Origin of the sequence: Novosphingobium sp. B1 (assembly GCF_900176395.1) — a bacterium.
Classification (GTDB): domain Bacteria; phylum Pseudomonadota; class Alphaproteobacteria; order Sphingomonadales; family Sphingomonadaceae; genus Novosphingobium.
In genome coordinates this window covers 26,297-38,436 of record NZ_FWXL01000004.1, presented here as the reverse complement: position 1 = coordinate 38,436, position 12,140 = coordinate 26,297, and the positions used below count along the sequence as shown (strand labels likewise).

Here is a 12,140-nt window from a genome sequence, read left to right as displayed (position 1 = left end):
CCGGACCTTGCGCAAACACTAAGGCGCGGGGCGTTATGCCAAACGCACCGACTCCGCCCGCTCCTCGGCCCAAAGACTGGATTCTGGGCATCCATGCCTATGTCCCCGGAAAGTCGACCGGGAAGGACGGGCAGAAGCTGACCAAACTGTCGGCGAACGAGAACCCGCTCGGCGCCAGCGCCGCAGCGCTTGAAGCGCGGGGCATCGCGGCCCATCCCGCCAACTATCCCGATCCCGACAGCAAGGACCTGCGCGCTGCCATCGGCCAAGTGCACGGCATTGACCCTGCGCTGATCGTCATGGGTACAGGCTCGGACGAGCTGCTCAACCTTGCGGCACAGGCCTATGCCGGGCCGGGCGACGAGGTTCTCTACGTGCGCTACGGCTTTTCTGTCTATGACATCGCGGCGCGGCGCTGCGGGGCGGTGCCGGTGGTGGCGCCCGATGCCGATTACGGCACCGATGTCGATGCGCTGCTGGCCTGCGTTACCGAACGGACGCGGGTGGTGTTCCTCGCCAACCCCAACAACCCCACCGGAAGCTGGCTGCCGCGCGCGGAGATTGAACGCCTGCATGCCGGGCTTCGTCCCGATATCCTGCTCGTGCTCGATGGCGCCTATGCCGAATACCTCGATCCGGCTGACGACGATGGTGCTCTTGCGCTTGCCGAAAAGACGCAGAACGTGCTCGTCACCCATACCTTCTCGAAGATCTATGGCCTTGCCGGCGAGCGCATCGGCTGGGGCACCGGCCACGCCGACATCGTCGACATGCTGAACCGCATTCGCGGGCCGTTCAATGTCTCGAACACGGCACAGGCCGCAGGCGTTGCGGCGATGAACGACCAGGCCTTCGTCGTCGCCTCGCGCGAGCACAACGCGGCCGAGCGCGCCCGCTTCGTCGAAAAGCTCGAGGCGCTGGGCAACCACGGCGTCCGCCCGCTGCCGAGCAAGGCGAACTTCGTGCTGATCCTGTTCGAAGGCAAGGTCAGCGCCGAGGACGTCTACCTTGGCCTGATGGACCACGGCTACATCACGCGCTGGCTGCCGGGGCAGGGCTTGCCGCAGGCCCTGCGCATCACCATCGGCACCGCGCAGCAGATGGACGAGATCGCCGCTGCGATCCGCACCATGTGCGAGACCGCGAAGTGAGCGAGGCGCCATTTCGGCAGGTCACCATCGTCGGCCTCGGCCTGCTCGGCGGATCGATCGGCCACGCGGTGCAGGCCTATCTCCCCGGCACGACCGTGGTCGGCTGGGATGCCGATGCCGGCGTGCGCGCACAGGCGGCAACCCTGGGCCTAGCCCATCGCATCGCCGACAGTGCCGAAGTGGCAGCACAAGGCTCCGATCTCGTGATGTTCTGCGTGCCTGTCGGCGCGATGGGCGCTGCGGCGCGGGCACTGGCGCCGGGGCTCTCGCCCGATGCTCTGGTCAGCGACGTCGGCTCGTCCAAGGAGACCGTTGCGGCTGCGCTGGCAGAAGCGCTACCGGGCTATCACGTGATCCCGTCGCACCCGGTCGCGGGCACCGAGCGGAGCGGACCGGATGCGGGCTTTGCCACGCTGTTTCGCAACCGCTGGTGTATCGTCACCCCGCCGGTTGACGCCGACCCAGCGCTATGCGCCCGCCTCGTCGCTTTCTGGGAAGCGCTTGGCGCGCGGGTCGAAATGATGGACGCTGCGCACCATGACAAGGTGCTGGCGGTTACCAGCCACCTGCCGCACCTCATCGCCTACACCATCGTCGGCACGGCATCGGACCTCGAACAGGTGACGCAGAGCGAAGTCATCAAGTATTCCGCAGGCGGCTTCCGCGACTTCACCCGCATCGCCGCCTCGGACCCGACGATGTGGCGCGACGTGTTCCTTTCGAACAAGGATGCGGTTCTGGAAATGCTCCAGCGCTTCACCGAAGACCTGACGGAATTGCAGAAGGCGATCCGCAAGGGCGATGGCGACGTGCTGTTCGACCACTTCACCCGCACCCGCGCGATCCGCCGCGGGATCATCGAGATGGGCCAGGACGATGCACGGCCCGATTTCGGCCGTGCCGACCACAACGGCAAGGGCTGACGCTCAGCCGAACAGGAAGAGCAGCGCCACCGGAGACATCGCCGCGGTCGAGAGCCAGCCGCCGATGGCAAGGCGCCGCGAGATGGCGAGGCGGCCCATCACTCGCGGGTTGCGGGCGATCATCATCGTCACCACCATCAACGGCGGTGCAAGCAACCCGTTGACGACGGCGGACCAGTAGAGCGCCTTCATCGGATCGATGTCGATCAGGTTCAACGCGACGCCGCCCAGCGTTGCCAGCGCGATGGCTGCATAGAACGCCTTGGCTTCGCGCGGGGCACGGTCCAGCCCTTCGGTCCAGCGGAAGGTTTCGCTCACGGCGTAGGCCGCCGAGCCGGCAAGCACAGGCACCGCCAGCAGCCCCGTGCCGATGATTCCCAGCGCGAAGAGCGCAAAGGCGAACTCCCCGGCAATCGGCCGCAGCGCGCTCGCCGCCTGCTGGGCTGACTGGATCTGCGTGATCCCGCTGGCGTGAAGCGTCGCCGCCGTCGCCATCACGATCGACAGCGCGGTGATGTTCGAAAAGGCCATGCCGGTCAGCGTGTCGTTGCGGATGCGGCGCAATTCGGGGCCAGCCTGACGCGGGGTGATGCACAGCGGCTTGGCGTGGCGGCGATGACGCTCTTCCACTTCCTGTCCGGCCTGCCAGAAGAACAGGTAGGGGCTGATCGTGGTGCCGAAGATCGCCACAAGCGCCATCGTGTGATCGCGGTCCAGCGCGAAGCTCGGCACGGTGAGGCCACGCAAGGCAGCGTGCCAGTCCACATCGGCGACCAGAACCACCGCGATGTAGGAAAACAGCGAAAGCGTGGTCCATTTGAGGATGCGGGCGTAGCGCTCGTAGCTGACGAAGACTTCCGCCATGATGCTGAGCAGGCCGAAGCCGAGGATGAAGAAGTGCTCCGGCCCCGGCACGAGCAGCGCCAGCACCGCGCCCATTGCGCCAAGGTCAGCGCCAAGGTTGACGACGTTGGCCACCAGCAGCAGCGCGACCATCGTGCGCAGCAGCGCAGGGTGATAATGGCGGCGCAGGTTGTGGGCGATGCCGCGCCCCGTGGTTGCCCCGATGCGTGCGCAGATCGCCTGGATGGAGACCAGCAGCGGCAGGGCAAGGATCATTGACCACGCCAGCGAATACCCGAACTGCGCGCCAACCTGGCTGTAGGTGCCGATGCCGCCGGGATCGTCGTCGGCCGCGCCGGTGATCAGGCCCGGCCCGAGCACTTCGGCGAGCGAGCGCTTGCCCTCATCGGCGGGCGCGGTTTCGTTCATGCGTTGAGAGCGTTGATCGCCGCTTCGACACGCGCCTCGATTTCCTCGCGCGGCAGGCCGGCGGGGATTTCCTCGGCAAAGCGATAGCGGATGACCCCCTGCTGCTTCCAGGTGCGGTGATAGAGCGGCCCGCTGTCGACCGCGACGGGGATGACTGGCAGGCGCAGCAGCTTGTAGATGCCGGCAAAACCCGATTGCAGAGCCCGCCGCTCGCCATGGGGGACGCGGGTTCCTTCAGGGAAGATGATCAGCGGCCGGTCTTCGGCCATCAGTCGCCTGGCTTCGGTCAGCATCGTGCGCAGCGCCTTGGCCCCGGCTTCGCGCTCCACGCCGATCAGCCCGAAGTTGCGTCCGGCCAGGCCCCACCCCGGAATGGCGAGAAGTTCGGCCTTGGCAAAGACCACGGGGAGCCGGAACAGGCGGGGCAGGTCGATCGCCTCGAAGAAGGATTCGTGGCGGATCGCATAGAGCACGCCCGGCTTGAATACCGGGTTCTCCAATTCGACCCGGATGCCCAGCAGCACCCGCGCGCACAGCCTGTGCCACGCGCTCCACCCACGCACCACCGTGCGGAAACCGTCCACCCAGATCGCCATCAGCGCGATCGATCCCAGCACGAAGACCACCGAGCCCAGGTAGAACGCCACGTAGAACAGCAGGCTGCGCGGTATCGAGAGGATTTTCCGCACGCTCACCAGCCCACTGTCCAAGCGAGAACTCTGGCGACGAACTTGTTGTACTCGATGAACAATATCTTGAAGCTCGGTTTGGAGGCGACCGCGTCCTCGATGATGATCAGATCCTTGGGCGCGGCTTCGGAAAGATCGAAGGCCGCGCGCCGCATGTGCCAGTCGGTCGTCACCAGTCGCACCGATCGCACCCGGTTTTCCCGCACCCAGCGCACGGTTTCCATCGCATTGGTGCGAGTGTCGACAGCATCGTATCCCAGCACGATGCAACATTGCATGAGCCGCGGCGGCACCTCGTATTCGGCCGCAAATTCGCGCGGCCGCACTTCGCGATCCACGCCCGAAACCAGCAGACGGCGGGCATAGCCCTTCTCGATCACGCCAAGTGCGTGCGGAATGCGTCCGCTGCCGCCAGTCAGGGCAACGACGCCGTCGGTGCGCATCGGTTCGATCACCGGCCGCGGCAGGAAGACCGCAAACCAGATGAAGCCCAGCGCCCACGCCAGCAGCAGCAGCGACAGCAGCCGCCTGAAGATGCCCTTGCTGGTCACAGCATCCGCCTCAACGCGCCCAGCACGCTCAGACGGGCGGTGACGACCGCCAGCAGCACGCCGCCGATGGGAATGCAGCACACAATCAGCCAGTCGCCCCAGCCAAGGTCGGCCGATCCGATCATCCCCGAACCCAGCGCCGAGAACTGCCGGCCGAGCAGGCTCGTCGCGACAACGCCAAGCAGCAACCCGCCAACACCGCCGGCTGCCGCATCGATCGCCATCGAGCGCTGGAAAATGCGCGCAATCTGCTTGTCGGTGCCGCCCAGCATGTGGACGATCTCAATCGTGCCGCGATGATTTCCCAAGGCATTGCGCGATGCCAGCAGCACTGTGGCCACAGTGGCAAAAGCCAGCAGGCCAATCAGGCCCGCGGCCAGCCACTGCAACCCACTTATCGCCTTGAACACCGGCGCCAGCCAGCTTGCCTGCGCATCGACACGGGCGGCGGGAGCCTTCTGGCGGACCAGTGCGCGCAGGCTATCCAGCCGGGCCTGATCGACCGGGCCGGTCAGTCGCAGATCGATCAGCGCCGGCACGGGAAGGGCGTTCACATCGTCGCCCACCGCAGTGCCCAACCATGGTTCGACCAGCGCATCGAGTTCATGCTGCGGGACCAGCCGGGCCGAGGCGATGCCCGGCGCCAGTTCGAGTGCAGCCAGTGCCGATCGTGCTTGCCGGTCACGCTCTCGCGGCGCGCCGTGCACGATCTGCACGGTGACCCCGCCCTTGACGTCTGCATTGGCGGCGCGGGCCGTGTTGCGCAAGGCAAGTCCGCTGGTCGTTGCCAACACGGTCAGCCCGATCATGATGGCGATGACCCACGGCATGGGCCCGGACAGCTTGCCCTGAGGCAGAAGCCGGCTTTCGGCGCCGTTGCGTTCGCGCCACTCGCCGCGCAGGGATTGCCCGAAGGTCTGCAGGATCGTCACGTTCCGGGAAACTCGACGCGTGCCGGCGCGCTGACCCGGCGCGGCGGATAGCGCAATGCTCCGGTCGGATCCGACAGCCGGCCCTTGTCGAGCCGCATGATCAGGGATTCGGGCACCTGCCGGATGAGATGGACATCGTGCGTAGCGACGACGACGGTCGTGCCGAGGCGATTGAGGGCCTCGAACAGCCGCAGCAGCTTCACGGCCATTTCGGGATCCACGTTGCCGGTCGGCTCGTCCGCCACCAGCATGTCGGGGCGGCCGATCACGGCGCGGGCAATGGCGACGCGCTGCTGTTCCCCGCCCGAGAGCGTTGCCGGCCGGGCCGTGCTGCGGTCTCCCAGGCCGACCCAATCGAGCATGTCGGTCACTGGCTTGACGATGTCACGCTCGGGCACGCCGGCGACACGCAAGGGCAGGGCGACATTGTCGAAGGCGGAAAGGTGCGGAACCAGCCGGAAGTCCTGGAAAACCACGCCAAGCCGGCGGCGGAAGCCGGGCAGGCGATCCCGGGGCAAGGTGATCGCATCGGTCCCGAACATCCGGATCAGCCCGCGCGACGGGCGCTGCGCGAGGTAGAGCAGCTTGAGCATGCTCGTCTTGCCTGCCCCCGAAGCCCCGGTAAGAAAATAGAACCGCCCGGAATAAAGGGTGAAGCTGACATCAGTCAGCACTTCCTTGCCGGTGCCGTATCGCAGCCCGACATTGTCGAAGTGTACAATCTCCACATCGTCTTGCTGGCTCATGAGATGGAGACTGTACCCGTTTGCATGGCGATGGTGGTTACGCCCGAAGGGCTATACGCGGCAATCCATGTGGAAAAAAGGCCGTGAAGGCGTTTCTTCGCTCATGACGCTATTGTTTCTGCCGAAAGCCCCTGCTTAATCCGAAGCATGATCATTGCGTGCCCCGCCTGCTCGACGCGCTATGTCGTTCCCGACAGTGCGATTGGCGTGGATGGCCGCACGGTGCGTTGCGCACGGTGCCGGCACTCCTGGTTCCAGAACGGGCCAGAGCTTGAACCGCGCGAAGAAGCGCCAGCAGCGCCGCTGACGGCCACGCCGGCCCCGGATCCGGCAGCGCCTGCTGTCACGCAGGAAGCGCCCGTGCCCACACCGGAACCAGCCGTGGCATCGGTGGAGCAGCGTTCGGTCGGGCCCGCGCCGGCATTCGGCATGGACAGCGCGCCAGCTCAGGCAGAGCCGCCAACGCCGCCACCTTTGCCGCATCAGGCACGCCGTACCTTCGTCGCGCCAGAGGTTGAGGACGCGCCTTCGCCTTTCGATCACCAGCCGCCGTTCCGGCCGCGCCGCAACCCGGCCAAGCTGTGGACGATCGCTGCAGTGGCCTTCGCACTTACCGTTGGCGGTCTGGGCACGGCGGCCTGGTACTATGGGGTGCCGCAGTGGATCCCTGGCAGCGGGCAGACCTTCGGAGCCGATCGGCCCGATCTGCAACTGTCCTTTCCGCCGGAAAAGCAGGACCGCCGCCAGCTTCCCAACGGAACGGAATACTTCGGCGCCAGCGGCACCGTGACCAATGTCGGCAAGGACGTGCGCGCCCTGCCGGAAATCCTGATCGTCTTGCGCGATTCCCGCGACAAGGTGATCAAGACCTGGGAAGTGCCGCCGCCCAAGGACGAACTCGCCCCGGGTGAAAGCGTCACGGTGAACGCCGCCGTGACCGATGTGCCCAAGACCGCGAAGGTCGCCGAAATCGGCTGGAAGCCTGACTGATTTCGGCAAGGGGCGCGAGTTTTCACCCGTCCTCGCAAAAAATGTTCGGCAAGCTTGTTGCGCACACCAAACTCCTTTGCTAGGGGCGCGCTCCTACCCCACCACGGGGCGCCGATCACAGGTCGGACACCCCGTATGATTTTGCGGTCGTGGCGGAATTGGTAGACGCGCAACGTTGAGGTCGTTGTGGGCGAAAGCCCGTGGAAGTTCGAGTCTTCTCGACCGCACCATCACCCTGCAGTGTGATCCTTGCCTTCGGGCTACCCTACATCCGGAACCATTCGCCGCCTGTCGAGTTATGTTGGCAGGATGAGACGTATGACCCTTTCACGGGGCGCGGGCGGATAACGTCGGCGCCCCGTTTTTTCATCAGGTCAGGTCCGAAAGCCCGATCAATTGGCCCTGCGCAGCGGCGCGGTTGGCCTCGCGGCGCAGGCGTTCGATGTGCAGGCGGCCTTCGGGCACCGGTTCGTTGGGCAGGGCCTCGATCAAGGTGCGGAAGATTTCCTCGAAATCCTGTGCGAACTCGCCGTGGGTCAAGATCAGGCCACGGTTCTCTATAATCCCGTCCAGTGTTTTCCGGCCGACCTCCAGAGGGTCCATGCCGAGTTCGAACGCCGTGCCGAACTGTTCGAGTTCATTTGCGTCGGCAGGTGCAAAGCCGGAGTCTGCGAAGTCTTCGGGGCGCTTGAGAGCACTGGTCCAGGCATTCGTGCGAGTCAGGCCGGGGCACATCAAAGAAACGCCGATGCCATGCGGGGCGAGATTGTAGCGCAGCGATTCGGTAAGCCCGCGTACCGCAAACTTGCTGGCTGTGTAGATGCCGGCCTGTGGCCCGGAGAGATAGGCCGCCATCGAGGCGACGTTGACCACATGCCCGCCTTCGCCATGCGCCTTCATGCCAGGCAGGAAGGAGACGAGGCCATTGACCACGCCACCGAAGTTCACCCCCATGATCCAGTCGTAATCGGCGTAGCTCGCCTCGTCGGTCGGGCCAAAGACACTGACCCCGGCATTGTTGACGAGGATGTGCACCTTGCCGACTTCCGCTGCGACCTCGGCAAAGCGGGCGCGGTCGGTCACGTCGAGTGGGACGTAGCGCGCCGGGGGCACGCCATTGTCGGCCAGCCAGCGTGCCGCGTCCTCGCGATCCTGCTCCTTGCGATACGACAGGACGAGATCGATCCCGGCCATCGCAAAGGCGCGCGCGATGCCGAAGCCGATGCCATTCGTGCCGCCGGTTATGAATGCGGTCTTGCCGCGGAAATCGCGTGTCTTGCCAGCCATGCACTGCTCCTCTTCCGTTTGGCAGCCTAACAATGTGGCAGGTGTCAGGCAACCGTCCGGAAGAGGGCAGTCAAGGTTCGTGCCTGCGGCTCAGGCCATGGCCATGAGGCTGGCGTTGCCTCCGGCTGCGGTGGTGTTGATCGACAGCGAAACCTCGCCCACCAGCATGGCGTCGCCATCTGCGGGGGTGAGAACCGGCACGATCGGACCATCGAGGACCGCCACGGCCTGCTGGATCGCGCCGGTAAAGGCAGCGTCGCCGTCGACCAGCGCTCTGGCAAAGGGGGCATGTGCCTGCCAACCGGGTTCGGCCGTGATTGCCTGGCCGCCAAGGCGCAGGACGCGCGCCTCGAGCCGTGCCAGCCTTTCGGCATCCTGCGCGGCGATCAGAACCTTGCCGACCGGCCGCAGGGCATGGACGTTGCGCTCGCCCACCGGGCCAGCCAGTTCGTGTTCACCCAGGCCGACGGCAGGCGCACAAGGCGCGGAACTGACGAGGCGGCGCAGGTAAAGCGGTCCGCCCGCCTTGGGGCCAGTGCCGGAAAGCCCGTGCCCGCCGAACGGCTGCACGCCCACGACGGCGCCGATGACGTTGCGGTTGACATAGATGTTGCCGGCGTGGGCACGCGCCATGACACGGGCCACCGTCTCGTCCAAGCGGGTGTGCAGGCCAAATGTCAGGCCATAACCCCAGGCGTTGATGCGCTCGACCAGCGCGTCCATGTCGGCGCGGGCAAAGCGGATCACGTGAAGCACTGGCCCGAACACTTCGCCGGTCAGCAGGTCGGGGTCGATCAGTTCGATGATCGTTGGCGCAACGAAAGTGCCATGGTCGGTTTCGGGACTGAGCGGAAGTCGCTCGATCGGGCAGCCTGCCGTGTTGAGCCGCGCGATGTGCGCCTCGATGGCCTCGCGCGCGTCGGCAGTGATGACAGGACCGATGTCGGCGCTGAGCGCATCTGTCGGCGCGACCTTGAGTTCGGCAAGCGCGCCGCGCAGCATCGCCAGCACATGGTCGGCGATGTCTTGCTGCAGGCACAGCACGCGCAGCGCCGAGCAGCGCTGCCCGGCGCTGTCGAAGGCCGAGGCGATGACATCGGCGACGACCTGTTCAGGCAGGGCTGAACTGTCGACGATCATCGCGTTCTGCCCGCCGGTCTCAGCGATGAGCGGGATCGGGCGGCCAGCAGGCGAAAGCCGCGTGGCAAGCTGGCGCTGGATCAGCCGGCCCACTTCGGTCGAGCCGGTGAACAGCACGGCAGCCGTGGTGGGGGCCGCGACCAGCGCGGCACCGATCCGGCCATCGCCCGGCAGCAGGATCAGGGCATCGTCGGGGACGCCGGCTTCGTGCAGGATGCGCACCGCTTCGGCGGCGATCAGCGGGGTTTCCTCGGCCGGCTTGGCAAGGGCGGCGTTGCCCGCCATCAGGGCGGCGGCGACCTGCCCGGTGAAGATCGCCAGCGGGAAGTTCCACGGGCTGATGCACACCGCAACGCCCAGCGGTTGCGACCCAGCAAGGACCGCCTTCTGGCTGGCGTAATAGCGCAGGAAATCGATCGCCTCGCGCACCTCGGCAATCGCGTTCGGAACGGACTTGCCGGCCTCGCGCACGGTAAGGGCGATCAGTTCGGGCATGGCGGCCTGCATCGCGCTGGCGGCGCGTTCGAGCACGATGGCGCGCGCGGCCAGCGGCGTTGCGCCCCAGCGCGAGGCAGCGGCAAGGCGATGGGCCTCATCGACCGCTTCCGGCAGGGCCTCGCGCACCATGCCGACGGTATCGCGAAGGTCTGCAGGGTTGCGCACAGGTCGCGGGGAGGTTTCGGGCAGGTCGGCGGTAGGTGCGGCATGGCGCGGGATCAGCGCGGCGGCATGAAAGCGGTCCCCCAGCACGGCCAGCGCGGACTCGTCGGCAAGGTCCAGCCCGGCGCTGTTGCGGCGGTCGGGATAGAGCGCCGAGGGCAGGGCGATCAGCTGATGTGGCGCGCCCGGATCGGCGCTCGTCGCGACCTCGGCCACCGGATCGGCGATGATCTCCTCCACCGGCACCTCCGGATTGGCGATGCGGTTCACGAACGAGGAGTTTGCGCCGTTCTCCAGCAAACGGCGGACGAGATAGGCGAGGAGCGTCTCGTGGGTGCCGACCGGGGCGTAGATGCGGCAGGGGCGGTTCAGCTTCCGGGGGCCGACAACTTCGTCGTATAGCGGTTCGCCCATGCCATGGAGGCACTGGAATTCGTAATCGCCCACCGCGAAGTCCGGGCCGGCCATCGCGTGGATCGTCGCCAGGGTCTGGGCATTGTGCGTGGCAAATTGCGGGAAGATGCACGAGCGGGCGGCGAGCAGGCGCCGGGCGCAGGCGATGTAGGCGACATCGGTGTGGACCTTGCGGGTATAGACCGGGAAGTCGGCCTGCCCCTCTACCTGCGCGCGCTTGATCTCGGCGTCCCAGTAGGCGCCCTTGACGAGGCGGACCATGATGCGCCGGCCCGAACGGCGGGCAAGGTCGACGATCCAGTCGATCACGAACGGGCAGCGCTTGCCATAGGCCTGGACGACGAAGCCGAGGCCGTTCCAGCCGGCAAGTTCGGGATCGCAGGCAAGGGCTTCGAGCAGGTCAAGCGAGATCTCGAGCCGGTCGGCTTCCTCGGCATCGATGTTGAGGCCGATGTCATAGCGCAGGGCAAGCGCGGCGAGGGTCTTAACGCGGGGCAGCAGCTCGGCCATCACGCGATGCTGTTGTGCACGGGAGTAGCGCGGGTGGAGCGCGGACAGCTTGATCGAGATGCCGGGGCCTTCATAGACACCGCGCCCCGCCGCGGCCTTGCCGATGGCATGGATGGCGTTCTCGTAGTCGGCGAAATAGCGTGCGGCGTCCTTGGCAGTCGTCGCCGCTTCGCCGAGCATGTCGTAGCTGTAGCGGAAGCCGCGCTCCTCGAGCGGGCGGGCGCGCTTGAGCGCATCGGCAATGGTCTCGCCGGTGACGAACTGTTCGCCCATCATGCGCATGGCAAGATCGACGCCGCGACGGATGACCGGTTCGCCGGCGCGGGCCAGTAGACGGGTCAGCGCGCTGCCAAGTCCGGCATCGTCCACGCTCGAGGTCAGCTTCCCGGTGACGACCAGGCCCCACGTGGCGGCATTGACGAACAGCGAACGATCAGCACCAAGATGGGCGAGCCAGTCACCGCCGGCGATCTTGTCGCGGATCAGATCGTCGCGCGTGGCATTGTCGGGAATGCGCAGCAGGGCTTCGGCAAGGCACATCAGCGCGACGCCTTCCTGCGTCGACAGCGCATATTCCTGCACGAGCTGATCGACGCCGTTGCCCCGCGGCTTGCCGCGCAACGCCTCGACCAGCGCGCGGGCAAGCGCCTGTGCCGAAGCGCGGATGGGTTCGGGCAGGGTCGCCTGCGGAAGCAGTTCGGCGATGTATTCGCGTTCCGGGCGGCGGGTAGCGGCGGTGATCGCGGCACGGAGCGGCGAGACAGCACCAGCGGCGAGCGCCGGGGCAAACTGCGAAAAGGGGGCGTGAAGGGTCATTGCGCCAGAATAACAGCGCAGGCCAAGGCGGTCTGACTTTTGAAATGGCAGATGCTGGG

Annotated in this window: 10 protein-coding genes and 1 tRNA gene; 4 read left to right on the top strand and 7 right to left on the bottom strand. The window is 66.5% G+C overall.

Annotated features, from left to right (window positions below; translation table 11 throughout):
* Window positions 1–35: 35 nt before the first annotated feature.
* Together B9A23_RS08170 and B9A23_RS08165 are read left to right on the top strand one after the other, a co-directional pair.
* The gene (locus B9A23_RS08170) at window positions 36–1,151 is read left to right on the top strand and encodes a pyridoxal phosphate-dependent aminotransferase (protein ID WP_084278394.1); all 1,116 of its coding nucleotides are present in this window, start codon (window positions 36–38) and stop codon (window positions 1,149–1,151) included.
* Window positions 1,148–2,074 carry a prephenate/arogenate dehydrogenase family protein gene (locus B9A23_RS08165; protein WP_139797386.1) on the top strand — a complete coding sequence of 309 codons (927 nt, stop codon included), beginning with the start codon at window positions 1,148–1,150 and terminating at the stop codon, window positions 2,072–2,074. The genes B9A23_RS08170 and B9A23_RS08165 overlap by 4 nt, the downstream gene beginning before the upstream one ends.
* A 3-nt stretch (window positions 2,075–2,077) precedes the next feature.
* Here B9A23_RS08165 and B9A23_RS08160 read toward each other — a convergent pair whose 3' ends face one another.
* From B9A23_RS08160 to ftsE, 5 genes are read right to left on the bottom strand one after another with little or no spacing between them, the layout of a single operon-like run.
* On the bottom strand, window positions 2,078–3,346 hold the full coding sequence (locus B9A23_RS08160) for an NRAMP family divalent metal transporter (RefSeq protein ID WP_084278392.1): 1,269 nt from the start codon (window positions 3,344–3,346) through the stop codon (window positions 2,078–2,080).
* Window positions 3,343–4,035 (bottom strand): lysophospholipid acyltransferase family protein, encoded by a 693-nt coding sequence (locus tag B9A23_RS08155; RefSeq protein ID WP_084278391.1) that lies wholly within the window; start codon window positions 4,033–4,035, stop codon window positions 3,343–3,345. Before B9A23_RS08155 ends, B9A23_RS08160 begins: the two co-directional genes overlap by 4 nt.
* 2 nt (window positions 4,036–4,037) lie before the next feature.
* Window positions 4,038–4,586 (bottom strand): YdcF family protein, encoded by a 549-nt coding sequence (locus B9A23_RS08150; RefSeq protein WP_254895049.1) that lies wholly within the window; start codon window positions 4,584–4,586, stop codon window positions 4,038–4,040.
* Window positions 4,583–5,518, bottom strand: coding sequence for a cell division protein FtsX (locus B9A23_RS08145; RefSeq protein WP_254895048.1), 936 nt, complete (start codon window positions 5,516–5,518; stop codon window positions 4,583–4,585). The genes B9A23_RS08150 and B9A23_RS08145 overlap by 4 nt, the downstream gene beginning before the upstream one ends.
* Window positions 5,515–6,264 carry a cell division ATP-binding protein FtsE gene (ftsE, locus tag B9A23_RS08140; protein ID WP_084278390.1) on the bottom strand — a complete coding sequence of 250 codons (750 nt, stop codon included), beginning with the start codon at window positions 6,262–6,264 and terminating at the stop codon, window positions 5,515–5,517. Before ftsE ends, B9A23_RS08145 begins: the two co-directional genes overlap by 4 nt.
* A 147-nt stretch (window positions 6,265–6,411) precedes the next feature.
* Here ftsE and B9A23_RS08135 point away from each other — a divergent pair, with 147 nt between their 5' ends.
* Together B9A23_RS08135 and B9A23_RS08130 are read left to right on the top strand one after the other, a co-directional pair.
* Window positions 6,412–7,254, top strand: a complete 843-nt coding sequence (locus B9A23_RS08135; protein WP_084278389.1) for an MJ0042-type zinc finger domain-containing protein — start codon at window positions 6,412–6,414, stop codon at window positions 7,252–7,254.
* A 143-nt stretch (window positions 7,255–7,397) separates the two neighbouring features.
* A tRNA-Leu gene (locus B9A23_RS08130) sits at window positions 7,398–7,484 on the top strand.
* 139 nt (window positions 7,485–7,623) lie between these two features.
* Here B9A23_RS08130 and B9A23_RS08125 read toward each other — a convergent pair.
* The gene (locus B9A23_RS08125) at window positions 7,624–8,541 is read right to left on the bottom strand and encodes an SDR family NAD(P)-dependent oxidoreductase (protein WP_084278388.1); all 918 of its coding nucleotides are present in this window, start codon (window positions 8,539–8,541) and stop codon (window positions 7,624–7,626) included.
* Between the two features lie 90 nt (window positions 8,542–8,631).
* Window positions 8,632–12,081, bottom strand: a complete 3,450-nt coding sequence (gene putA / locus B9A23_RS08120; RefSeq protein ID WP_084278387.1) for a bifunctional proline dehydrogenase/L-glutamate gamma-semialdehyde dehydrogenase PutA — start codon at window positions 12,079–12,081, stop codon at window positions 8,632–8,634.
* Window positions 12,082–12,140: the final 59 nt, after the last annotated feature.

What these genes read in the sequence shown, in the direction of transcription:
- B9A23_RS08125 (WP_084278388.1), bottom strand. Translation starts at nt 8,541, where the DNA reads ATGGCTGGCAAGACACGCGATTTCCGCGGCAAGACCGCATTCATAACC.
- putA (WP_084278387.1), bottom strand. Translation starts at nt 12,081, where the DNA reads ATGACCCTTCACGCCCCCTTTTCGCAGTTTGCCCCGGCGCTCGCCGCT.
- B9A23_RS08135 (WP_084278389.1), top strand. Translation starts at nt 6,412, where the DNA reads ATGATCATTGCGTGCCCCGCCTGCTCGACGCGCTATGTCGTTCCCGAC.
- ftsE (WP_084278390.1), bottom strand. Translation starts at nt 6,264, where the DNA reads ATGAGCCAGCAAGACGATGTGGAGATTGTACACTTCGACAATGTCGGG.
- B9A23_RS08170 (WP_084278394.1), top strand. Translation starts at nt 36, where the DNA reads ATGCCAAACGCACCGACTCCGCCCGCTCCTCGGCCCAAAGACTGGATT.
- B9A23_RS08160 (WP_084278392.1), bottom strand. Translation starts at nt 3,346, where the DNA reads ATGAACGAAACCGCGCCCGCCGATGAGGGCAAGCGCTCGCTCGCCGAA.